Raw genomic sequence first — 20,967 nt, 5'->3', positions numbered from 1 at the left:
CCGATCTGGAGTTACCCATGCAGTGGACCCCCGAGCAAGCCCCCGCCATCGCGTCGAACGCCCGCAAGCTACTGATTCAGGCCTTTGCCGGCACCGGCAAGACTACCACCCTGGTGGGCTACGCCAGCGCCCATGCGGACACGAAGATGCTCTACCTCTGCTACAACAAGTCGGTGGAGATGGCCGCGAAGAATCGCTTCCCGCGCAACGTCACCTGCAAGACCGCGCATGGCCTCGCGTACGCGGTCTACGGTACCCAGTACCAGCACAAGCAGGCCGGCAACCTGCGTATCACCGAGGTCGCCCGGGTGCTGGACACCCAGGACTGGGAGCTGGCCCGGGACGTGGTCAATACGCTCAACACCTTCATGGCCAGTGCCGACATGGCACTGGATGGTCGCCACTTCGCCCGCTATGACGGCCGCGGCCTGACGCCGCTGCAGGAGCGACGCATCACCCAGGTAGTGGGGATGGCCATCAGCGTCTGGAAGCGCATGATCGACCTGCAGGACGCCGGCGTGCAGATCACCCACGACGGCTATCTCAAGCTCTACCAGATGAGCCGCCCGGACCTTTCCAACCGCTTCGGTGCCCTCCTGCTCGATGAGGGGCAAGACGTGAATCCAGTGATCGCCGATCTGGTGCAGCGGCAGCGCACCATCCAGGTCATGGTGGGCGATCGCCACCAGCAGCTCTACCGCTTCCGCGGTGCCGAAGACGCCCTGAGCGCGCCCTGGATGGCCGATGCCGAGAAGCACTACCTGACCCAGTCGTTCCGCTTCGGCCCGGCCGTGGCCCACGTAGCCAACGTCATCCTGTCGTTCAAGGGCGAGACGGTGAAGCTACAGGGCCTTGGCCAACGGACCCTGGTGAAGCGCTCGCTTCCCGAAGACCTCGCCCATCGGACTTGGCTGCATCGCACTGTCAGCGGCGTGATCGAGAACGCTCTACGCCTGGAGAAACAGGGTGGCCATCGCATGTTCTGGATTGGCGGGATCGACAGCTACTCGCTGCGTGAGCTGGAAGACCTGTTCCAGTTCAGCCGAGGTCGCAATGACCTGGTGCAGCAGAAGAAGCTCTTGCGGGACTACCGCGACTACGAGCAGTACCAGGAAATTGCCCAAGCCACCCAGGATCCGGAGATGCAGCGCTCGGTACGAATCATCGAGGCCTACTTCGATCTGCCCAAGCGCATCGAGCAACTGCGCCGCTGCGCGGTGGCCAGCGAGCTGGATGCCACGGTCACCTTGACGACCGCGCACAAGGCCAAGGGGTTGGAATGGGACTATGTCGGGCTCTACGAAGACTTCAGCGCGGATCCGCTCGCGCCGGAAGTCGACCGGGCCAGCCGCAACGATGAGCTGAATCTGCTGTACGTCTCGGTGACCCGGGCCATGCAGGTCCTGGCGGTGAACTCGCTGGTGGTTGACATCATGCAGCGATACACGGAACTGCATGGGAGCAGGCGATCAACCTGATCGCCTCATTTTGCCACCTACTCCAAGGCGCTACGACCTGTGCGATCAGCCAGCTCACTACCGACTCTTTGGATCAGCTCGCTTTATGCATAAACCGAGTATCTTAATACGATTGATAATGGAGACCATAGCTCTTAATTTTAAATGTCATCCAAAAATGGATATTGCCATTCTTCCAATCAAAAAAACTAATAACATCAAAAAAAACACCCTGACAAACCCACTCCCGTAGCGCAATGCTAGAAACACCCCCGTGACAGCGCCAGCAACATTACAAACTCCCACCAACAACCCAACGCTCCACAATACATTTCCAGTGGGAATGAAGAAGAACAGTGCCGCACTGAAAGTCCCTAAATTAACCACCTTTGCGGAGGCTGATGCGTTTAAAAAATCAAAACCAAAAAATTTCACAAATAAAAAAAGAAGCAGACTTCCGCTGCCCGGACCAAATATTCCGTCGTAAAAGCCAATTAATGCACCAGCTAAGATACCTATGAGGATTTCCCTACACCCATACTTTATGACCGAATGATGTTTCCCGAGATCCTTTTTCATGAACGTATAGATTGCCATCGTGATGAGCATGACAAGCACAACATGCTCCATAATACCTTTTGGCACCAAGGAAACGGAAAACGCACCCAGAAACGAAAACACGAAGGCTGAAAGCATCGTGGGAAGCACTATTAGCCAAACGACTTTCACACGTCGTAAGTAACTAGATATGGAGAACGTATTCCCTAGCAAAACTGCAAGTTTATTAGTTCCAAAAACTGCTGCCAGATTCGCGTTCGGCAAAGCATGTATAAGTGCTGGGATTTGTATTAACCCACCGCCACCTACTGCAGCATCAATCAAACCACCACAGAATGCAAAAAAACCCAATACCACAAACGAATACTCGAACGCCATAAGTCACGCCTATAGTGAACGGCCAACTTACTGATCCGCTCAAAGGACTGATGCTAAAAAAAAGGCCAATGCTCTTACACACTGACCGGAATAAAACGCCATTATTTATCCAATCTAAAAGACCGTAAAATCGCCTCTTTATTACAAAATGAAACGCTGCACTATAACGATATAAGTCTAGTTATCAACAAGAACCTTATGCAGCGCCTTGAATGCAGAGCCGACCCGCCTGTTGTAGTCGAGCATTATACTTTTTAGCCTTTGAATATCAAACGAAACACCGACGGTACGACTATAGGCTTGTGCCGCGGCAAGCGCATGTAAACCATGCCTGTTCTCTACTTCTCCCGAATGTCCGAAAACATACCCCTTGGCATTTCGAAAGCCCTTAGGATCATTGCGAAGAGAATCATTGAAGGAGAGCAATTTACCTTCAATGAACTGTGCGAGATAGTTATATTCACGCCCATTCCACAATTCTGAAGCAATTGACACCATCATAGCATCAAGTATTGACTGTTTGTGTTCGGGAGAGTCCATAGCGGCTTTATGCTCAGCAACGCCCTTATTATAGAGGAAAGTAGAAAAATCGTCGCACTCTTTGACCTTGTACTGTTCCTCCACCCAAGCCGAGGAGTGTAAAGCCCTTGCCATGTAACCATACATTCCATCATGCCCTTTTTGACCTAGGCCGAAATCGTCCTTGGTTACTTCATGCATATGCGCAAGTATATTGTGATAGCTCGACTGCTTTTCTCCAGTGATGCACAGGGCGTCTGCAGCAAGACGCATTATGATCTTACCCGAGACCAAGCTTGTTGTTTTATGGGTCTCATTCCAGCCATTGAAGAAACTCAAAACACCTCGATCTATTACCGTCTTTTTCAGAAACTCCGAGAATGCTGCCTCAGCGCAAGCTTGCGCATTTTTTGTGATTTCGTGGTAAAGGACTTCGCGCATTGCTTGTTGAATTTCGGGAATGTCTTCTACGTGTGCTGGCACTGACGCTCTACGAAAGTCACCAGTGATCCATCTACCTGGAATTTTTAGAATAGCGATATGCTTTGGTAAGGAATCTAGGAAAGAGTCCCCAAGCTGATGCATCGATGAGAAACCCTCGACCACCTCTGCAGCACCCTCAAAAGAAATCGAATTCATCGCCTTGCCCTTACCTATCAAGTTGTCCAGATGGGATTGAAGACATACTTTCGCTGTAAAACCAAACTCATCAAAAGCTAAAGCACTTGCTAGGCAAATATCAACTGATTTATAGTGATGCGATCGTTCACTATAAATGAGCAATGCACATATGGACTTATCTCAATTGAGGATGTTCAAGGCTGTGGCGGAACGAGGCAGTATCGTCAAAGCTTCTCAGCTACTACATTGCGTCCCCTCTAACATCACTAATCGAATAAAACTATTAGAAAACGACCTAGGCGTTTCTCTTTTTGTACGCAAAGGACGTGGACTTGTTATAACGCCAGCGGGCCAGCTTTTCCTGAACTATACTTGCAAGATACTAGCGACCTGCCAAGAAGCACGAAGAGCACTCGATCCCTCCTCGGAACCAGCCGGCATTTTGAGAATTGGTGCGATTGAATCGGCGGCGACCGGTCGACTCCCTGCCATACTTTCCACCTATCACCGTCGCTACCCATCTGTTGACATGCAATTTAGTACAGGTACTTGGCAACAGCTTGCTAGCGATGTTGCCGAATATAGATTAGACGGCGCTATCGTTGCTACAGACCCAGAGCATCCTGATATCCATCACAAGAAGATATATAACGAGCCTATCATGCTTATCGCGTCCCCTACATTGGGAGAGATATCAAAGCCAAGTGACCTTGAGGGCAAGCGTATCTATATGTGGCCGCAAGGCTGTCCCTATCGACACTCGCTTGAGCGATGGCTTAAGAGCAATCTCGTTTCAGCCAGCATCACTAACATTGCGAGCTACGGAACAATTCTTGGATGTGTAAGCGCTGGCGCTGGTGCATCATTAGTTCCGGAAGGAATTTTTGAGCAGTTCAAGCGAATTGGGGCCATAAACGGGTATACTTTCGAACAGCTAAACCCAATCCAGAATTACTTCATACGCCATAAAAACGCGCCGCCACATCACGCACTACGTGCCTTTTCGGAATTATTGGACAGTGAATTTTCCGGCGCATGACTTTCTGATGACTGCATAGCGAAGCGGATCGTTCGAGGCTTCCGTCGTAACCTCATGAGACTTGGATAAGGTTCCGCCTGGTGAGGCTACTGTGGACCACAGGACGATGGCCGCCCCATCGAACTGGAGCCGTCCATGCCCCCTGCCCGCTTCGAATACCATACTGAATTCTCCCCCCTCACCTATCGCGTCCAAGAGCGCGGCTGGCTCATGTTCAAGCACGAACAGCAGACCGGCACCCCTGACGTCGCTGCTTTCCTGGCGGATCCGGAGCGGCAGGCCCGCCTGCAGGCCCTGGGCGCTGACGGCTGGGAATTGGTCAGTGTTCAGCCAGTGCTGGAAGGCCGCGCCCAGATCGGTCAGCAGACCGCCCAGGGCAACCAGGGATGGGGCGTAGGCTACGCGGTGGCCACCGGCTTTCTACTGTTTTTCAAGCGCCTCATCACCCCTGCGTAAAGTCAGTAATCAAGCGGGTTTGCAACCTATTTGGGTGCAGTAATGGTTTCCCGCTGACCCGGCTTTCGGCCCTCGGCATCCTGTGCGGCATCCACCCGCTAGCCCAGGGCCCGCTGTGAAACTGTATTCCTACCCTCGCAAGCCAACCCACCGTTTCGGGCTTGTCGGCAGCCTGGTCTTCGCGCTCGGGATCCTGACGAGCCAAGCCCAGGCCGCCGGTACGGCCTCCGAGCAGGCCAACGTCGACGTCATGATCCGCCAGCTCAACGCTGTCGAGGCCGTCGCCCGGCGCAGCGCCGAGTTGCCCAGCGACGGCAGTACCCGCTATCGCCTTGACTACAACCGTCTGGCCGCCGACATCGCGCGAATCCGTCAAGGCCTGCAGGACTACCTGGCACCGAGCCGCGCCCAACCGCGCGATGCGGCCGAGCTCTCCGGTCAGTACCAGCGCGAAGGCACGCAGCCATGAGCATGACTGCTGCGCAGACCTCTGCATTTCAGGCGGCGAGCGGTATTACGCCCTCCGCCAGCAACCTGTTCTGGCTCTCCGCGGCCATGGCCGTCACCACCCTCTGGTTCGCCTGGCTTGCCATCAGCCTCTACAAGGGCTGGGCCAATCAGAACCTCAAACCCGCCACTGCCAAGGGCGCCCTCATCAAAGGGCTGATCCTCTACTTCGTCCTGTCCTGGCTGATTCTGCATTAACCCCTCGAGGAGAAATCCATGCTGTCCCTCAAACATCTGTTCACCCTCGGCGCTCGCGCCAAATGCTTCACTTCTGTGGTAGCCGGCCTGGCCTTGCTGCCGGGCGTCAGCCAAGCCGCCTTGCCCAGCGCGCAAGCCCCCTCGCGCGGCGAGGGTTCCACCTGGCTCGAAACGCTCAAGAACTACGGCTACGACGGCTTCATGCTGATCGCTTTGGTCCTGTGTGCCTTCGTCCTGATCGTTGTGGCTACCCACGGTGTCGGTGTCTATCACGAGATCCACACGGGCAAGAAAACCTGGAAAGACCTCGGCGCGACGGTTGTCGTCGGCGTGATCCTCATCGGCCTGGTGATCTTCATCGTCACCAAAGCCAGCGGCATCATGTAAGGCAGGACGGCGCAGATGGACATCACCCAGGACCTGCACGAGGACGGCACGCTTCGCTTCTTGCCGAATCGCCTCAATACCCAACCCGTCGTCGTGGGCGGCCTGACCACCGACGAGATGTTCGCCACCATCATCGTCTGCGCCTCGTTCGGCTTTGTGGTTGGCATCCCTTTAGCATTTTTCACCACCCCGGCCATGCCAATTTTTGCCGCACTGGCCTGCGGTTCCTTGGGGCTTGTGCTTGCCGGGCGCTTGTTGCGCCGCTGGAAACGCGGACGTCCGGAAACGTGGCTGTGGCGGCAGGTGGAATGCCGTCTGGCCCATTGGGGGATTGCCGGGCGTCGCCTGGTGATCCGTAGCGGCAGCTGGACCTGTAAGCGGATGGTGGGACTATGAGTCGCGCCTGGAAACTGTCCGACTCGCAGCGCGCTCATATCACGACCCTGCGTCTTGCCCTGGGCCTGGTCAGCGGCATCGCGATCTGGAACGGCTACGGCTGGTACAGCGCGCCTAAGGATCTGACCGTGCATGTGCCGCCGGACCTACGCTCCGGGAGCACACGACCCTGGTGGGAGATCCCTCCCGAGTCGGTCTATGCCTACGCCTTCTACATCTTCCAGCAGATGAACAGCTGGCCCTCCGATGGCGAAAAGAACTACAGCGACAACATCGCTCGCTTGACCCCTTTCATCACCCCTTCTTGCAAGGCCTATCTGGAGGGGGACGAAGCGCTCAAACGTAACAGCGGTGAGCTGCGCAAACGCGTACGCAACGTAGCGGAGATCCCCGGTTCAGGCTACGGCGATGATCCCACCCGGCGCGTCCAGGTGCTGGGTAATAGCGAGTGGACCGTGATGCTCGACGTCGTGGCGAACGAGTACCTGGGCGGCGAGAAGGTCAAGACGGCGCTCACGCGCTACCCGCTGCATGTTGTCAGAGCCGACGTCGATCCTGAGAAAAACCCTTGGGGCATGAAGTGGGACTGCTACAGCGGTCAGCCGCAGCGGATCGAGGCCGGCGTCGAAGTTAAAGCCCGAGGTACACCATGAGGTCCAGTCATTCCCTCGCCTTGGTGCTGGGCGGCCTGCTGCTGAGCAGCCTCGCCCAGGCCATCGAGATCCGCAAATGGGAGCGCGTCCCCATGGCCATCCCCTTGGTGGTGGGCCAGGAGCGGATTCTTTTCGTCGACGCCAACGTCCGCGTCGGTGTGCCCCCCGCGATCGCCGATAAGATCCGGGTGCAAAGCACCGGCGGCGCCATCTACCTGCTAGCCAAGGACGCTATCGAACCCAGCCGCCTGCAGCTGCAGAATGCGGCCACCGGCGAGATCATGCTGGCCGACATCGCTGCGACCCCTGCACAGGAAGGTCACGCGCCGCTGGAGGCGATCAAGATCGTGCCCGGCGATACGACCCCGACCCGATATGGTCAGGCAGCTTCGGCCAGCGCAAGCAATGCCCCAAAGGCCACAGCCAAGGCCAGCAGCCAGGCTGATGAAGATGACGATGAGCCGGTCCCGCCCAAACGCGAAACGCCGATTCCCGTTGTGCTTACGCGGTATGCCGCCCAGATGCTCTATGCCCCGCTCCGTACGGTGGAGCCGGTCGACGGCGTCGCCCAGGTCAAGGTCGACAAGCGCCTGGACCTGTCGACGCTGCTACCTGCCCTGCCGGTAGAGGCCAGCCAATTGGGCGCCTGGCGGTTGGATGACCACTGGGTGACGGCCGTGAAGCTACGCAACCAGACCGGTCAGCGCCTGGCCCTGGATCCACGCGAGCTGATGGGCGACTTCGCCACGGCGACCTTTCAGCACCCCTACCTCGGTGCCCGCGGTGATGCCAGTGACACCACGGTGCTCTACTTGGTCACCAAGGATCACGGCCTTGACCAGTCGCTGCTGCCCAGCCTGAGCGCGGCAGATCCTCGGGTGAGCTCGGAGGCGCGCCATGCAGCTCAAAAGTAACCCGCTCCTCAAATACGCCCTGCTACCCCTCCTCGTCCTGGTGGTTTTCGTCGGGGTGAAAATGCTCGGCCGCGGCAAGCCGACGGAGCCGGAGCAGCCGCAATCCGCCCAGCTCACACCCGAACAGGCCAAGGCGCTCGGCATTGAAGGTGATACGGCGAACGACACCCTGCGCACCATTGTCGCCGAGAGTCGACAACTGAAAGATCAGATGAGCAAGGTCCTGAAAGACAACGAAGAGGCCAAGCGGGAGAACGAAGGCCTCAAGGCTCAGCTGAGCAACATCAACAGCACGGTCGACAACCGCGTCCAGGCGGGCATCAACCAGGGGCTGGAGAATCAGCAGAAGCAGACCCAAGGACTCGTTGATAATTTGCAGAAGCAGCTCAACACCCTGTCGCAGATGGGCAGTCAGTTGGGCGGCGCTGCAGGCTCTGGCGGCGATATGCCTATCGGGCTCGGCATCAACCCAGGGGAAGGCAACCAGTTCAAGAAGGGTGGCTCGGATCTCGTCTGGATCGAGCCGCAGGATGGCACTGCAGTCGACGCCAATGGCAAGCCCCTTGCTGCCGGCAGCGGCCAGGCCGCCAGCGGCTTCGCCTTCCCGACCGCCTTCGGCACCGCTGGCCAGAAGACCCTGGACGCGGCGTCCGGCGGTGCGCAGCGCGTGGCTGATGGCATGGGAGGCGATGAGCAGGCGCGCAAGAAGGTCCGCAAGGTCTACACCCTCCCGCAGAACTCGACGCTGATGGGTTCGGTGTCCATGACCGCCCTGGTGGGCCGCGTACCGGTCGACGGCACGGTCAACGACCCCTACCCCTTCAAGGTGCTGATTGGCCCCGACAACTTGACCGCCAACGGTATCGACCTGCCCGACGTCGCCGGCGCCGTGGTAAGCGGGACGGCCTCAGGCGACTGGACGCTGTCGTGCGTGCGTGGCCAGATCCGTAGCATGACCTTCGTCTTCACCGACGGCACCGTGCGTACCCTGCCGGCGCCGCAGGAAAACGCTGGTCAGCAGAACAACGGCCAGAACAACCAGAACACCTCCACCAATGGCCAGCCCGCGGCGGTTCAGGGTGGCATGGGCTGGATCAGCGATCCCTACGGCATCCCCTGCATCGCTGGCGAACGCCGCAGCAACGCCTCCCAATACATCGGTTCCCAGGCGCTCATCACCGCTGCCGGCGCCGGCGCGGCCTCGCTGATCAAGAGCGACGGCACCAGCTCAAGCTACGTCCAGACCCCGAACGGCACCCTCGGCACGTCTGGCATGTCCGGCAACGAGGCCATGGGCAAGATCCTGAACCAGGGCGTCAGCGACATCTCCACCTGGGTGAACAAGCTCTACGGCCAGGCCTTCGCCGCCGTGTACGTGCAGCCCGGGGCGAAGGTGGCCATCCACCTCGACCAGGAGCTAGCCATCGACTACGAACTCAAGGGCCGCAAGGTCGACTATCGCACAGGAGCTCGCCATGCCTCGGCTGCCCTCGACTAATCACACGCGACTACAGATGGCGGCCGTACTGGTCGTGGCCGTGCTGGCCACCGGCTGCGCGGTCGACAAGGAAAAGATGCTCCCCCATGGCGACCAGACCATGATGGACATCTGGAATGCCGGTACCACCGGCTCGGCCGGTAGCAGCCAGGGCCGTCAGCTCATGGATGCCCGCGCCGATCTACGTCGCCCCCTGGATCCCACTCAGGCCAGACCGCTGGCGGAGAACGCCGGCTATTCGCGCACCGCGCAGAACGAGATCTACAGCCAGTTCAGGCGCCTACCCAATCCGGACCTGGTCATGTACGTCTTCCCGCACCTGGCGGGTTCGGATCCCGCGCCCATCCCCGGCTATACCACCGTGTTCCCGCTCTACCAGCGTGTGCAGTACGCCATGCCGGGTGAGCGGGTGGATAACTACTAATGGGCATTTTCGAACGGTTGCGTGGCAAGAAGGTCACCGACACCTCGACGACTGAGCCGGATCCTGTGCCGAGCCAGGCTGGGCTTATTGAACCGGTTGATGAAGCGGATCTATCAAGCAAGGCTGAGCCAGTCATCCATCCAGAATCCATCCGAGCTACCCGTGCCCTCGAGGTCGACGAGGAAGCCGCCTACCAGCGCTACCTGGATCGCCTAAAGGCACACGGCATTCCCGAGCCTGGCGCCTGGATGACCGGCAAGGAGAAGCCGGCAACCATGGCAGACGTGGCCAGGCTCTACGACGTCAATCCGAGCTTCACCAACCTGCTGCCCTGGGTGGAATACCTGCCCGAGCATCAGGCCATGCTGCTGGAAGACGGCAAGTCGATGGCCGCCTTCTTCGACCTGGTGCCAATCGGCACCGAAGGCCGCGAGCCCGACTGGCTTCGCCAGGCGCGCGATGCCCTGGAAAACGCCCTGCAGGATGCCTTCGATGAGCTGGAGCAGAGCCCCTGGGTCATCCAGTTCTATGCCTTCGATGAGATCCAGTTCGATGGCTATCTCACCGGGCTGGCCAACTACATTCAGCCACGTGCCCGTGGGTCCGAGTTCACCCAGCTGTACATGAACCTGATGAAGCACCACCTGCACGCTATCGCCAAGCCCGGCGGGCTGTTCACGGACACGGCCGTGTCCCAGTTGCCCTGGCGTGGCCAGCATCGGCGCGTGCGGATGGTCGTTTTCCGCCGCAGCATCGGCGACGGTCTGGTCAGGGGGCAGGCGCCCGCCGCCTACCTTGCGAACATCTGCAGCCGGCTGACCGGCGCGCTGCGCAACGCCGGCGTGACGGCTCATCGCATGGACGAGCGCGCCATTCGCCACTGGCTCCTGCAGTGGTTCAATCCGTGCCCGGATCACCTGGGCACCTCGGCCAAGGATCAGCAGCGGTTCTTCGAGGTGGTCAACAGCGCCTTCGACCAGGACGAGTTGCTGGCCGAAGGCACCGTTCCCTTCTTGGCCAGCGGGACCGATTTCTCCCAGTGCCTGATGTACCGCGAGCCTCGCTCGGATGCGCAGAAGGGCCTGTGGTTTTTCGATGGCCAACCCCATCGTGTCGTGATGCTTGATCGGCTGCGCACTGCCCCGAGGACCGGCCACATGACCGGCGAGCGCACCTTTGGCGATGCCCTGCATGCCCTGTTCGATGAGATACCCGAGGACACGGTGCTGGCCATCACGCTGGTGGCCACGCCCCAAGACACGCTCGAAGCCCACCTCAACAACCTGCACAAGAAGGCCGTCGGCGATAACCAGGCATCTGCCCTCACCCGCGAGGCTATCAAGCACGCCCGTCAGTTGATCGGCCGCAAGCACAAGCTCTACCAGGGTAGCGTGGCCTTCTATGTCCGTGGCAAAGACGAGCAGGAGCTGGAGCAGCGCTGCAACGACCTCACCAACACCCTGACCAGCGCCGGTATCGAGCCGGTGCGGCCGGAGGATGAGGTAGCCGCCCTCAACAGCTATCTGCGCTGGCTGCCCGGCAACTTCGATCCCAACCAACCACGGGCGCTGCAGTGGTACACCCAGCTCATGCTGGTTCAGCATGTCGCCAACCTGACGCCCATCTGGGGCCGCTCAACCGGAACGGGGCACCCGGGGATCACTCAATTCAACCGCGGTGGCAGTCCGCTGACCTTCGATCCCCTCAGCAAGCTGGATCGCCAGATGAATGCGCACGGACTGGTGGTGGGCCCCACCGGCTCAGGCAAGTCGGCGACCCTCAACAACCTCTTGATTCAATGGTTGGCCATCTACCGGCCCCGTCTATTCGTGGCCGAAGCCGGCAACAGTTTCGGGCTGCTGGCGGACTTTGCCCAGCGACTCGGCCTGACCGTCCATAAGGTCCGTCTGGTACCCGGTGCGGGGGTGAGCCTGGCACCCTTCGCCGACGCCATTCGCCTGGCCGAGGATCCGGCTCACGTCGCCGTGCTCGATGCCGAGGACCTCGACGCCTCCGATGAGGCCAGCAGCCTGCAAGCCAACCTTGAGGACGATCAACGCGATGTGCTCGGCGAGATGGAGATCGTGGCCCGGCTGATGATCACCGGCGGTGAGGAAGAGGAAGACAAGCGAATGACGCGGGCCGACCGCGCCGCTATCCGCCACGCCATCATCAATGCCGCCAAGGCGTGTTCCAAGGCGGAGAAGACGGTCCTCACCCAGGACGTGCGCGATGCCTTGATTGAGGCCGCGCGAGACGAAGGGCTGCCGGAGAAGCGTCGTGAGCGCCTGCAGGAGATGGCCGAGGCGATGGAGATGTTCTGTATGGGCGCAGACGGGGAGATGTTCAACCGCCCCGGCACGCCCTGGCCAGAGGCCGACCTGACCGTGGTGGACTTTGCCACCTATGCCCGCGAGGGCTATCAGGCGCAGCTTGGCATCGCCTACATCTCGCTGCTGAACTCGATCAACAACATTGCGGAGCGTGACCAGTACAAGGGCCGGCCGCTGATCAAGCTGACCGACGAAGGCCACATCATCACCAAGCACCCCCTGCTGCTGCCCTACGCCATGAAGATCACCAAGATGTGGCGAAAGCTCGGCGCCTGGTTCTGGTTGGCGACCCAGAACATCGATGACATCCCGATTTCTGGCGCGCCGATGCTCAACATGATCGAGTGGTGGATCTGCCTGAACATGCCGCCGGATGAAGTCGAGAAAATCTCGAAATTCCGCAAGCTGAGCACCGCGCAGAAGGAGCTGATGCTGTCCGCACGCAAGCAGAGCGGAGCCTTCACCGAGGGCGTGGTGCTCTCCAAGTCCATGGAGACGCTCTTCCGCGCGGTACCGCCCAGTCTCTACCTGGCCTTGGCCATGACCGAGACGGAGGAGAAGGCGGAGCGCGCCCAACTGATGGAAGAGCTCGGCACCGACGAACTCGGCGCCGCGCTGGCCGTCGCCGCCCGCCTGGACAGGCTCCGGGGGATCGAGCCCTACCCCTTCAAGCTGCCACCCGCACCGGCTCGAGGAGCCCGGCGATGAGAGCGATGGACCAATTCACCCAGGACCTCATCGACAGCCTGAGCGGCTTGCTCCGGCAGCCACACCTGCCTGAGACGCTCACCGCCCTGCAGATCTGCGCGCCGGTCTTGATCAGCAACCTGCAGGCAGTGAAATCACGCGCGGTGGATCGCCGTGAGATCGAGGCCCAGCTCGACACGGCGCTCAAGGACTGGCTGGCCAAGCATCCACAGCCAGACGACGCGCAGCAGGCGCTGCTGGAAGTGCTGCACCGCGATGTGCTGGGCCGGCAGCCGGACCAACCTGCTGCCAAAGAGGCTTCGGCATGATGAGGGGAGCTCTCTCCCGGCAGCCAGCGGCTACGGTGCTCGTACTGCTGGCCGTGTTGCTCTATGGCCTATGGCACCTCTTTGGATGGTTCGCAGCAGTAGAGCCACGAGCTACACCTGAGCCACCGATGTTCATCTACGGGAATGCCAAAGCCCGCTTCACGCTGATCGAGTACGGCGATCTGGAATGCCCTTACTGCAAGGAAGCCTACCCGCAGGTCAAGCAACTGATTGATCTGCACGAAGCGCTGAACTGGCAGTGGCATCACCTGCCGCTGCCCATGCACGGCGAAGCGGCCCAGCAGGAAGCACGGCTGGTCACGTGTGCGGGATGGCTGGGCGGCGATCCAGTGTTCTGGCAGGCGGTCGAAGCCGTCTACCAGCACAGCCGCAGTAACGGCGCCGGCCTGGCAGTACCGATCGATCAACTCGGCCTGCAACCGGCGGTATCGCTACAGCACTTGCAGGCGTGTATCCAGGACAACACGACCGTGCGCCGGGTAGTCGCTGAGCAGACCGCAACCGCAGTGCAGAAGCAGATCGATGCCACCCCGACCTTCGAGCTCCGGGACAATCGGTCTGGTCGTACGATTCGGCTCCCATCGCTGCTGGACGATGCCGGCATGCTATCGGCCATGGACTGGCTGGCGAGTCAGGGAGGTGCGGATGCGCAGCAGCGCCAATGACATTCTCCCTTGGCTTGCCAGTCTGTCCGATCGGACGCTACGGCGGCTCAACAGCCGCCTCACCCATCTTCTGCGGATGATCGATTCCGAGATGCAACGCCGCGATACCCCGCATCACCGCTTACCCTTGCAAGGCACCTCCGATGATCAACCTCGCTGATACGTCCCCTCCCTTAGCGACTGGCATAGCTCCGAAGCCCAGGATCGTGTTCGAAGCCAGCGGTGCCCTCCCCCCGATCAAACTGGCACAGATTGGCCATGGATCCCGCCACCAGTGGCTATTCCGGGTAGGTGCCTACGAGCATCAGGAATCCTACGACAGTGAACGCGCGGCGGTAGAGTCAGCAGAGCGACTGCTCTTCACCCTCTTTCGTGATATCGCGGATGAACAGGTACTGGCTGCACTTCGTCGAGGAGATACCGCCCTTGCGATGCGATATGCCGAACGCCTGGGCTACTGGCAGGGGCGCCAAGAGGAAAAGAAGCTGCATCAGCTCGCCGTAGGTAGTGCCTTGGCAGCGCTGCGACACCTCTCCTGAAGCAGATGTCGGTTTCCGAAATCGTTGCGAAATCCTAGAGATACCAAACCGGAATCAGCCAATGACAGCAATCGACTGTGGATTCAACCGGTCGACGCAACAGCGTGGTTAAAACACTCGGCGGGAGTCGAGTACCCCAGGGTCTTTCTGGGGCGCTCGTTTAACTGCCGAGCCACTTCATCCAGTTCGTCCTGCGAATAGAGCGAGAGATCAGTTCCCTTCGGGAAGTACTGCCGTAAAAGGCCGTTGGTGTTTTCATTCGTTCCACGCTGCCAAGGATTCTGGGGATCGCAGAAGTAGACTTGGATGTCCGTCGCCAGAGTGAATCGCTTATGAGCGGCCATCTCCTTCCCTCGATCCCAGGTCAGGGAGCGGTAGAGCTCCTGAGGCAGTCTCAGAGCGTTGTCGATCAGCGCATCCACCACTGTCTGGGTGTCTTTCCCTGCCACCTTTACCAGCATCACGTAGCGGCTGTGGCGTTCTACCAGCGTGGCAATCTGACTGTTTTTGCTGCCGCACAACAGGTCACCTTCCCAGTGTCCTGGTACCGCACGATCCTCAACCATGGCCGGCCGCTCGCTGATGGAAAGCGTATCGCTGATACGGCCGTGATTAGCGGTCTTCTGGGTGTGATGGCGCGAGCGGCGCATGGCTCGACTGCGGCGCAAATGCTCCAGTAATTCCTTCCTCAATGCGCCACGGGCTTGGATGTAGAGACTGCGATAAATGGTCTCGTGTGACACCTGATAGGCCGCGTCCGAGTATGTGCGCTTCAACCATCCAGCGATTTGCTCAGGTGACCACTGGATCTGGAGCTTCTCCGCAACAAGCTGCGCCAACTTTGGGGACTGGGCAAGCTTGCAGTGCTTGGGACGACGGGCCCGTTCCCAGGCTGCCTGTTCGGCTTGGCTGGCTCGATAGCTCCGACGGGGTGAGTGCCAATCGGGAGCGTCTTCGCGCAGTTGGGCGGATGCCTCCCGTCTCCGCGAGAATCCGCTGGATCGAGGAATGGTTTCGATCAAACAGCTGCGCAATCTGCTGGAGCGAATCACCCGCCTTCCAGCGATCCCACATCAACGCTTTCTGGCTTTCGGTGTAGTAGATCCGAGGTCTTTGTTTCATCTGCAACACCCTCCTGCTTACGCAGGATTTAGTGTGTTGCGTTCACCGGTTGAATCCACAACCCAAAGCAGACGCTGCGGATCATTAGAAAGCAGATTGACCAGCCTTTGTGAGCACCGCGTATGTAGCCTCAATCTTGATGAGATCGCCAGATTGCATCTCAATTTCATACTGCCCGCTGCTCGAAACAGAAAACGAATTGATCGACACTGAACGGCCCCAACTTTGCTTCCGTGGCAGAGTCAGATACGAAACCGCAGAGAACGTGAGAACGCATTTTCCCAGCGTGCCATGCTCTATGTTCATGATGCACTTTCCGTCTTCCCAACTCACACGCACAGCATTAAGCGTCGCATCGTGTAGATCGACACCTTCGATCATATGATATTCCTCAGCCATTCAAGTTAGTAAGCCCACGTCTGCCTCTGGTTGACTGCCTGTGTTTGGCTGTGGCCGCTTTCGACCCACAACGATCATAAAATTGCGTTTGAGTCCTAGGGTCTGTACGAAAAATGCCTGCGCTCGGTGATGCTTCGTTGAAAAAGGCATTCGGAATGCTCATTTACCACTCGTAAACTCCGCTTCCTCAGCCTTTTTCGCCTCGCCTAACCTTCGCTCGGCGACTTTTCGTACAGAACCTAGCAACACGCTACAGGGATCATCATAAAGAACCGCAACCTCCGAGGTTGAAACGGGCCTGGGCAGAGCGCTACGCTTAAGCCCCCAACGCGCTCCAAATCGGGATTTCAATGGACCGGACTAAGCTGCTCACTTGTGCTGAAATGAACTGCATGAGTTTCGTGAAGAACTTAGCGCTATCTGGAGCTACGCGGGAGCAGCTCGGAAGAGGCAAGGTTCTTAGTAATTTTTGGAGCCAAATCTCCCGTAATGCGCTGGACCTAGCTGTTCTGGACTGGTGCCACGCTTTCGGCCAGCAAAAAGATGCGCTGCATTGGAAGAATGTGTTTCCGGATGACGAAGAAGCGTTTCGAGAAAGCATGCTCACCTGGATGAAAGTTTCCTTAGATGAGTTCAAGAAATTTCGAGAGCAGATGAAGATTTACCGCGACAAGGACCTTGCGCACTTAGAGCTTCGCAACATTTCAATGATTCCCTCCATGAACAAAGCTATCCATTCCATGGCGTTCTATTACCATCAGATCCAGTATGCGAAACGGAAGTTAGAAATGCACTGCCGCGATCAGACTCTGTATGAATGGTTCGATAGCGCCTACGCTGGGTTTGATCGTGATGCTGAACTGGCCTTCGGCGCTACGGCAACACCGCGAGGTCCGGACATCCCGAAGCGTCGCCAGCATTGCACTGGCCCACGTACTGACGAATCACCTGCGACCGCTGATCTCACACCCCCCGTTGCGTGGTAATCCACTCAGCGATTCCTGCATGACGCCGCCCCTTGTCTAGCCCCCATTCTGAAAGCTAAGGTGCAATCCAGCCAACACAGGCAAAAGGCCTTGCCGGGTTAGAACATAACTCCAGTGTTGGCTCAGCAAGCGCATCCTAGAGCTGTCAGCGCCGCCTGCAAGAGGATTTTATCCACAAATTAGTGTCTGTTTATAATTCTGAAAAAGAGCCATGATCACATCAAGCATCCCTGAAAACTGGAATGATCTCCAAAATGAGGTAGGCCGCCTATTAGAAGAGTGCGGATTCTCAGTGGAGATCGAGAAAAAAGTACAGACGGTACGCGGCGAAGTCGAGCTTGATGTATATGCTCAAGAGGAAGTTAAAGGACGAAAATACTCAATTGTCTGTGAGTGCAAACATTGGAAAGCGCGCATACCACAGAATGTAGTGCATGGATTTAGAACAGTTATTGCCGATATCGGAGCTAATGCGGGATATATTGTTTCACTTGCAGGCTTTCAAGAGGGCTCATATAAAGCGGCCGAGCTTACTAATACCGAATTGGTTACATGGCGAGAGCTTCAAGACAAATTCGAGCTAAGTTGGTACGAAAATTTCTTTTCCCCTCAAATCGCAGAGCGGCTTGATCCTTTAATGACTTACGCAGAGCCATTTCTACCAAAATGGTTTAAAGATCTGGACGAAAATCAGCAGCAGGAGTACTTGGGATTAAAAGAAAAGCATGATGAATTTGGCTGGTTAATGATGACTTTCACTCCATACCACAGAGTGTTCAAAAATGATCCAATCACAGCACTCCCAATCGTAGATCATCTCCCCCAAAATTCCATTCTACTCAAAAAGCTTCCAGAAAAATTATTAAATGCGAGTTCTTATCGTGAGTTTCTTGAAGAGTCTACGTTATACGGAGAAGAAGCCATCCGTAGCTTCCGAAAATTACGCGATTCTGTTTCATAAAAAATGCTTCAAACCGTTTGCTTCGCTCACCTGAGACTGGCTAAAGCCAGCCTGTTAACCAGCCTTTAAGCTTCAAGGATAGACATGGAAGAGTGTCCAAATAGAAAAGTATTCGACTTGCTATCATCATCATTTGATCGAATTCACGAGGCTTCTTGGTTCATTCGTCTAATGGAGGAGAACTACCACTCCGCCGACAAGTTCAGGTGGTCTTTAAACTCATTCCTTAGAACCCTAAAGGAAATCATGCAGCTGGTTTCAATGGAGGTTCAAGGAAGTAAAGAACTGAGCAAGCTTGTGGTTGCAAAAAAATCTGAACTATCAAGCGACCCATTAATAGCATATCTGTATAAGCAACGAGACGTCGTTGTTCACAAGGAAATGCTAAAGCCAGCAAGTCGAGGAAGTGTTGGCTTTACTCGGGGGAGAGGTATGAAGCTAGGGCTAGGCCTACCGATTGACCCTTTGAGTGATAGTAGAGAAGCAATAAAGAAATATATTTATTTTGCGGCAAAAGACACTGACTTCATGGGTATTCTTTACACTGAAGAAGACGGTGGAGGCGAGTACACCTGCGTTCAAAGACAATGGAGGCTGTCTCATTTTCCAGAGACAGAAATCACAGAGCTGGCGGCATCGGCGTGGGAGAAAGTGGCTCAGGCTTCTTTCGATGTGGCCGGAGAGATGGGCGCCAAACTTATAAAGCCCACATTTAAACTGGGCAACCCTAACCAAGTCCAGTTCGAGATATATAGGCCTGAATGGGTAAAGGAGCAGTTAGAGCACTCCAAGAAGCTAATCGCGAAGAATGGAGTTTAACAATTGGTTTGAGCCGCTCGCTTTGCTCGCTCGGGACACGTTAAACCCCGCCTCTTAACCGATCTTTAAATTATTAACGAAATTATGAGATCTGGAATAGAATTAGAAAAGCATGTCCAGCAGGTATATTCCTTTCTTCTCAACATGAAAGATGAAGGTATAGTAGTTGGTCAAGATGTTCAAATTGTTGATAAGTTTGGTCGCTCTCACCAAGTAGATGTTTACTATCAGTTTGAGAAGGCGGGGATTACTCACAAGGTTGCAATTGAATGCAAAGATCACGGTCGACCAGTTGATAATGGGCATGTGGCTACATTTTTTGGAAAACTTGCTAACGCCAGAAATATCCAAAAAGTTATGGTTTCTAGGCTCGGATATCAGAAGCTTGCTCACGCAATTGCCGAAGACAACGATGTTATGCTTCTCACGGTTGACGACCTGCCGAGATTTAACGATTTGCTGGCAGAAAGGCTTAAAGCTGTGGCGCTACCCGATGAAAGTACAGTCGGGGAGCCGTTCTGGACCATCATGGAAAAAAGAGATGGTCGAGTTACTGGTAGTTTTTTTGCTTATCCGCACCCAACAACTAATCGGCCTGAAATGCTTCTTTTTTACTCCAAGGTCCATGCCGAACGGGCTTTTAAAGAAGCGCAGCTTAGCGCTAATCAATGGTGCGTAAGAGGTATGCCTCAATACGTTTTCCGGGCGTTCTTATTGCAATTAGAGTTCTTCGAGATGAGAGGTTGCGGTGCGGCTGTGTTATTTGTGCCTCCAGGCGCACTTCAAGATAAGCCATTTATAACTCTTCCAGCTTCCAGAAAGGATCTAATTGCAGAGTACTACAAGGGTGAACTACCCAATATCGAAGTTCGCATTTAACAAAATACTGCTGTCGGAAAGATCTTCCGCTGCGCTCAAGATTTTTCGAAGAGTGCTGCGTTAGTGACCGCTTTTGGCCGGATAGCGACGGCCCCGCAGCCGTCGCCAGGTCATGCGGCTAAACCTCTGTCTGCTCGGCCATCTCCAGAGCATCGTCTACCTCGATGCCAAGGTACCTGACAGTGCTTTCCAGCTTCGTATGGCCCAGTAAGAGCTGTACGGCCCTGAGGTTCTTTGTCCTGCGGTAGATCAGCGATGCCTTGGTTCGCCGCAGGGTATGGGTTCCGTACAAGGCGGGATCCAAACCAATCGCTGTCACCCAGGCTTTGACGATCCGTGCGTACTGTCGGGTGGAAATATGCTCGATTTCATATATTTGCTTAAGCCGCACTATCAGCCCATCACGGTATTTCTCTAGCAGAATTCGCTCAGGCTGCGATTGAAGATAGTCTCTACAGCGGCACAAAAATCAGAAGGATTTTAGGAGAGATGGAGTTGGACGGAAGGGCTTTTGACACAGGGGGTAGCTGCTGATTGTACTGTTCTTCCTGATGTAGTAAGAAATAGTGCGAAATCGGACGATAAATTTTCTTTTATGAAGCAAATGCTGAGAATGGAACCTCTCGATGAGGTTAGATTGAAAGATAAAATCAAATACAAGGCGTAAAATATGGAGAGGTTAAGCTTGTGAAATAAACTTTTCGATAGACTCTAATTTCGAGTGTACAAACAAGTTTTTTATATAATTGCCTGAGTTTTTCAGTCCATTCAGGTCGATGCTGTAGAATTCTTCCCTGATTTCTTTCTTATGAGTGAATTTGTAATCGTGCCTTTGTACCAAATGACTAAGTACAATTAGGCGTTGGTATTCGTTAAGCTGATTCTTTATCTTTTTGTACAGGCTCCAAGCATGTTTTGTGTCTATTTCTTTGCTCGTTATTATATGATAAATAGCAATGGCGTCAACGAAGCGTCTATCATCTAAAGACATCACCTTCATCTTTCTAGCTACTATCAATGATATTTTTTGGTATAGTCTGATTGATGTTTGTTCTTGTCTGCATCTATGCTTTAAAGTTTCAAATTTAAAAATACGTTCTATTAGTTCTTTTCGCATAGCAGGTCGTGATATTTTCATCTCAGAATGTACTCACTTCTCAACAGAAAGTCGTTGCTCATAACAGCGCGTGTCAATGCGAGCTAAGCAGAATATTCAAGTAAT

Annotated in this window: 23 protein-coding genes and 1 pseudogene; 19 read left to right on the top strand and 5 right to left on the bottom strand. The window is 56.0% G+C overall.

Annotated features, from left to right (window positions below):
* Positions 1–17 precede the first annotated feature (17 nt).
* Entirely contained in the window at positions 18–1,478 is a 1,461-nt protein-coding gene (locus tag AR540_RS20480) for a UvrD-helicase domain-containing protein (protein ID WP_059231518.1), read from the top strand.
* A gap of 147 nt (positions 1,479–1,625) precedes the next feature.
* On the opposite strand, the gene AR540_RS20475 is transcribed toward AR540_RS20480, so the two are convergent.
* The gene (locus AR540_RS20475) at positions 1,626–2,393 is read right to left on the bottom strand and encodes a sulfite exporter TauE/SafE family protein (protein ID WP_059231515.1); all 768 of its coding nucleotides are present in this window, start codon (positions 2,391–2,393) and stop codon (positions 1,626–1,628) included.
* A 177-nt stretch (positions 2,394–2,570) separates the two neighbouring features.
* Positions 2,571–3,551, bottom strand: a complete 981-nt coding sequence (locus AR540_RS25020) for a hypothetical protein (RefSeq protein ID WP_082707066.1) — start codon at positions 3,549–3,551, stop codon at positions 2,571–2,573.
* Between the two features lie 151 nt (positions 3,552–3,702).
* Between AR540_RS25020 and AR540_RS25015 the strand changes: the two genes are divergently transcribed.
* From AR540_RS25015 to AR540_RS25525, 14 genes are all read left to right on the top strand, one after another.
* Entirely contained in the window at positions 3,703–4,572 is an 870-nt protein-coding gene (locus tag AR540_RS25015) for a LysR family transcriptional regulator (protein WP_082707065.1), read from the top strand.
* A 135-nt stretch (positions 4,573–4,707) separates the two neighbouring features.
* Positions 4,708–5,028, top strand: coding sequence for a hypothetical protein (locus AR540_RS20470; protein ID WP_059231513.1), 321 nt, complete (start codon positions 4,708–4,710; stop codon positions 5,026–5,028).
* 172 nt (positions 5,029–5,200) lie between these two features.
* A complete protein-coding gene (locus tag AR540_RS20465) occupies positions 5,201–5,497 on the top strand; it encodes an integrative conjugative element protein, RAQPRD family (protein ID WP_236712105.1) in 297 nt (98 codons plus the stop codon).
* The gene (locus AR540_RS20460; RefSeq protein WP_059231509.1) at positions 5,494–5,733 is read left to right on the top strand and encodes a TIGR03758 family integrating conjugative element protein; all 240 of its coding nucleotides are present in this window, start codon (positions 5,494–5,496) and stop codon (positions 5,731–5,733) included. Before AR540_RS20465 ends, AR540_RS20460 begins: the two co-directional genes overlap by 4 nt.
* An 18-nt stretch (positions 5,734–5,751) precedes the next feature.
* On the top strand, positions 5,752–6,120 hold the full coding sequence (locus tag AR540_RS20455; RefSeq protein WP_059231506.1) for a TIGR03745 family integrating conjugative element membrane protein: 369 nt from the start codon (positions 5,752–5,754) through the stop codon (positions 6,118–6,120).
* Positions 6,121–6,135: 15 nt separating this feature from the next.
* Positions 6,136–6,516 carry a TIGR03750 family conjugal transfer protein gene (locus AR540_RS20450; protein ID WP_058778635.1) on the top strand — a complete coding sequence of 127 codons (381 nt, stop codon included), beginning with the start codon at positions 6,136–6,138 and terminating at the stop codon, positions 6,514–6,516.
* Positions 6,513–7,169 carry a PFL_4703 family integrating conjugative element protein gene (locus AR540_RS20445; RefSeq protein ID WP_059231504.1) on the top strand — a complete coding sequence of 219 codons (657 nt, stop codon included), beginning with the start codon at positions 6,513–6,515 and terminating at the stop codon, positions 7,167–7,169. The genes AR540_RS20450 and AR540_RS20445 overlap by 4 nt, the downstream gene beginning before the upstream one ends.
* Positions 7,166–8,083 carry a TIGR03749 family integrating conjugative element protein gene (locus tag AR540_RS20440; RefSeq protein ID WP_059231502.1) on the top strand — a complete coding sequence of 306 codons (918 nt, stop codon included), beginning with the start codon at positions 7,166–7,168 and terminating at the stop codon, positions 8,081–8,083. The genes AR540_RS20445 and AR540_RS20440 overlap by 4 nt, the downstream gene beginning before the upstream one ends.
* Positions 8,067–9,581, top strand: coding sequence for a TIGR03752 family integrating conjugative element protein (locus tag AR540_RS20435; RefSeq protein ID WP_059231500.1), 1,515 nt, complete (start codon positions 8,067–8,069; stop codon positions 9,579–9,581). Before AR540_RS20440 ends, AR540_RS20435 begins: the two co-directional genes overlap by 17 nt.
* Positions 9,559–10,005 carry a TIGR03751 family conjugal transfer lipoprotein gene (locus tag AR540_RS20430; protein ID WP_059231498.1) on the top strand — a complete coding sequence of 149 codons (447 nt, stop codon included), beginning with the start codon at positions 9,559–9,561 and terminating at the stop codon, positions 10,003–10,005. Before AR540_RS20435 ends, AR540_RS20430 begins: the two co-directional genes overlap by 23 nt.
* Positions 10,005–13,046 carry a conjugative transfer ATPase gene (locus AR540_RS20425; protein WP_059231496.1) on the top strand — a complete coding sequence of 1,014 codons (3,042 nt, stop codon included), beginning with the start codon at positions 10,005–10,007 and terminating at the stop codon, positions 13,044–13,046. Before AR540_RS20430 ends, AR540_RS20425 begins: the two co-directional genes overlap by 1 nt.
* Entirely contained in the window at positions 13,043–13,354 is a 312-nt protein-coding gene (locus AR540_RS20420; RefSeq protein ID WP_059231494.1) for a hypothetical protein, read from the top strand. Before AR540_RS20425 ends, AR540_RS20420 begins: the two co-directional genes overlap by 4 nt.
* Before the next feature lie 128 nt (positions 13,355–13,482).
* Positions 13,483–14,040 (top strand): DsbA family protein, encoded by a 558-nt coding sequence (locus AR540_RS20415; protein ID WP_059231493.1) that lies wholly within the window; start codon positions 13,483–13,485, stop codon positions 14,038–14,040.
* A gap of 143 nt (positions 14,041–14,183) precedes the next feature.
* Positions 14,184–14,579 (top strand): hypothetical protein, encoded by a 396-nt coding sequence (locus AR540_RS25525; RefSeq protein ID WP_236712099.1) that lies wholly within the window; start codon positions 14,184–14,186, stop codon positions 14,577–14,579.
* A gap of 83 nt (positions 14,580–14,662) precedes the next feature.
* On the opposite strand, the pseudogene AR540_RS20405 reads toward AR540_RS25525, so the two are convergent.
* Positions 14,663–15,701, bottom strand: a pseudogene (locus AR540_RS20405) (IS30 family transposase).
* Positions 15,702–15,785: 84 nt separating this feature from the next.
* The gene (locus AR540_RS20400) at positions 15,786–16,082 is read right to left on the bottom strand and encodes a hypothetical protein (protein ID WP_059231488.1); all 297 of its coding nucleotides are present in this window, start codon (positions 16,080–16,082) and stop codon (positions 15,786–15,788) included.
* Between the two features lie 410 nt (positions 16,083–16,492).
* On the opposite strand from AR540_RS20400, the gene AR540_RS20395 reads away from it, so the two are divergent.
* The 4 genes from AR540_RS20395 (at position 16,493) to AR540_RS25005 (ending at position 19,745) form a co-directional block, all read left to right on the top strand.
* A complete protein-coding gene (locus AR540_RS20395; protein WP_153014280.1) occupies positions 16,493–17,086 on the top strand; it encodes a hypothetical protein in 594 nt (197 codons plus the stop codon).
* A gap of 211 nt (positions 17,087–17,297) precedes the next feature.
* Positions 17,298–18,047, top strand: coding sequence for a restriction endonuclease (locus AR540_RS25010; RefSeq protein WP_082707063.1), 750 nt, complete (start codon positions 17,298–17,300; stop codon positions 18,045–18,047).
* Between the two features lie 84 nt (positions 18,048–18,131).
* Entirely contained in the window at positions 18,132–18,866 is a 735-nt protein-coding gene (locus AR540_RS20390) for a hypothetical protein (protein WP_236712098.1), read from the top strand.
* 84 nt (positions 18,867–18,950) lie between these two features.
* The gene (locus AR540_RS25005) at positions 18,951–19,745 is read left to right on the top strand and encodes a restriction endonuclease (RefSeq protein ID WP_082707062.1); all 795 of its coding nucleotides are present in this window, start codon (positions 18,951–18,953) and stop codon (positions 19,743–19,745) included.
* Between the two features lie 118 nt (positions 19,746–19,863).
* Here the strand turns inward: AR540_RS25005 and AR540_RS20380 are convergent, their stop codons facing one another.
* The gene (locus AR540_RS20380; RefSeq protein WP_269085550.1) at positions 19,864–20,166 is read right to left on the bottom strand and encodes a tyrosine-type recombinase/integrase; all 303 of its coding nucleotides are present in this window, start codon (positions 20,164–20,166) and stop codon (positions 19,864–19,866) included.
* Positions 20,167–20,967 lie beyond the last annotated feature (801 nt).

The organism is Pseudomonas sp. EpS/L25, assembly GCF_001512295.1.
In the GTDB taxonomy this organism is placed as follows: Bacteria; Pseudomonadota; Gammaproteobacteria; order Pseudomonadales; family Pseudomonadaceae; genus Chryseomonas.
This window is presented reverse-complemented; position numbering and strand designations above follow the sequence as displayed.

Coding starts and splice junctions, on each gene's coding strand:
- AR540_RS25015 (WP_082707065.1), top strand. CDS start 3,703: ATGGACTTATCTCAATTGAGGATGTTCAAGGCTGTGGCGGAACGAGGC.
- AR540_RS25010 (WP_082707063.1), top strand. CDS start 17,298: ATGATCACATCAAGCATCCCTGAAAACTGGAATGATCTCCAAAATGAG.
- AR540_RS20440 (WP_059231502.1), top strand. CDS start 7,166: ATGAGGTCCAGTCATTCCCTCGCCTTGGTGCTGGGCGGCCTGCTGCTG.
- AR540_RS20435 (WP_059231500.1), top strand. CDS start 8,067: ATGCAGCTCAAAAGTAACCCGCTCCTCAAATACGCCCTGCTACCCCTC.
- AR540_RS20460 (WP_059231509.1), top strand. CDS start 5,494: ATGAGCATGACTGCTGCGCAGACCTCTGCATTTCAGGCGGCGAGCGGT.
- AR540_RS20450 (WP_058778635.1), top strand. CDS start 6,136: ATGGACATCACCCAGGACCTGCACGAGGACGGCACGCTTCGCTTCTTG.
- AR540_RS20455 (WP_059231506.1), top strand. CDS start 5,752: ATGCTGTCCCTCAAACATCTGTTCACCCTCGGCGCTCGCGCCAAATGC.
- AR540_RS20395 (WP_153014280.1), top strand. CDS start 16,493: ATGAGTTTCGTGAAGAACTTAGCGCTATCTGGAGCTACGCGGGAGCAG.
- AR540_RS20415 (WP_059231493.1), top strand. CDS start 13,483: ATGTTCATCTACGGGAATGCCAAAGCCCGCTTCACGCTGATCGAGTAC.
- AR540_RS20430 (WP_059231498.1), top strand. CDS start 9,559: ATGCCTCGGCTGCCCTCGACTAATCACACGCGACTACAGATGGCGGCC.
- AR540_RS20390 (WP_236712098.1), top strand. CDS start 18,132: ATGGAAGAGTGTCCAAATAGAAAAGTATTCGACTTGCTATCATCATCA.
- AR540_RS25525 (WP_236712099.1), top strand. CDS start 14,184: ATGATCAACCTCGCTGATACGTCCCCTCCCTTAGCGACTGGCATAGCT.
- AR540_RS20480 (WP_059231518.1), top strand. CDS start 18: ATGCAGTGGACCCCCGAGCAAGCCCCCGCCATCGCGTCGAACGCCCGC.
- AR540_RS20420 (WP_059231494.1), top strand. CDS start 13,043: ATGAGAGCGATGGACCAATTCACCCAGGACCTCATCGACAGCCTGAGC.
- AR540_RS20475 (WP_059231515.1), bottom strand. CDS start 2,393: ATGGCGTTCGAGTATTCGTTTGTGGTATTGGGTTTTTTTGCATTCTGT.
- AR540_RS25020 (WP_082707066.1), bottom strand. CDS start 3,551: ATGAATTCGATTTCTTTTGAGGGTGCTGCAGAGGTGGTCGAGGGTTTC.
- AR540_RS25005 (WP_082707062.1), top strand. CDS start 18,951: ATGAGATCTGGAATAGAATTAGAAAAGCATGTCCAGCAGGTATATTCC.
- AR540_RS20425 (WP_059231496.1), top strand. CDS start 10,005: ATGGGCATTTTCGAACGGTTGCGTGGCAAGAAGGTCACCGACACCTCG.
- AR540_RS20470 (WP_059231513.1), top strand. CDS start 4,708: ATGCCCCCTGCCCGCTTCGAATACCATACTGAATTCTCCCCCCTCACC.
- AR540_RS20400 (WP_059231488.1), bottom strand. CDS start 16,082: ATGATCGAAGGTGTCGATCTACACGATGCGACGCTTAATGCTGTGCGT.
- AR540_RS20445 (WP_059231504.1), top strand. CDS start 6,513: ATGAGTCGCGCCTGGAAACTGTCCGACTCGCAGCGCGCTCATATCACG.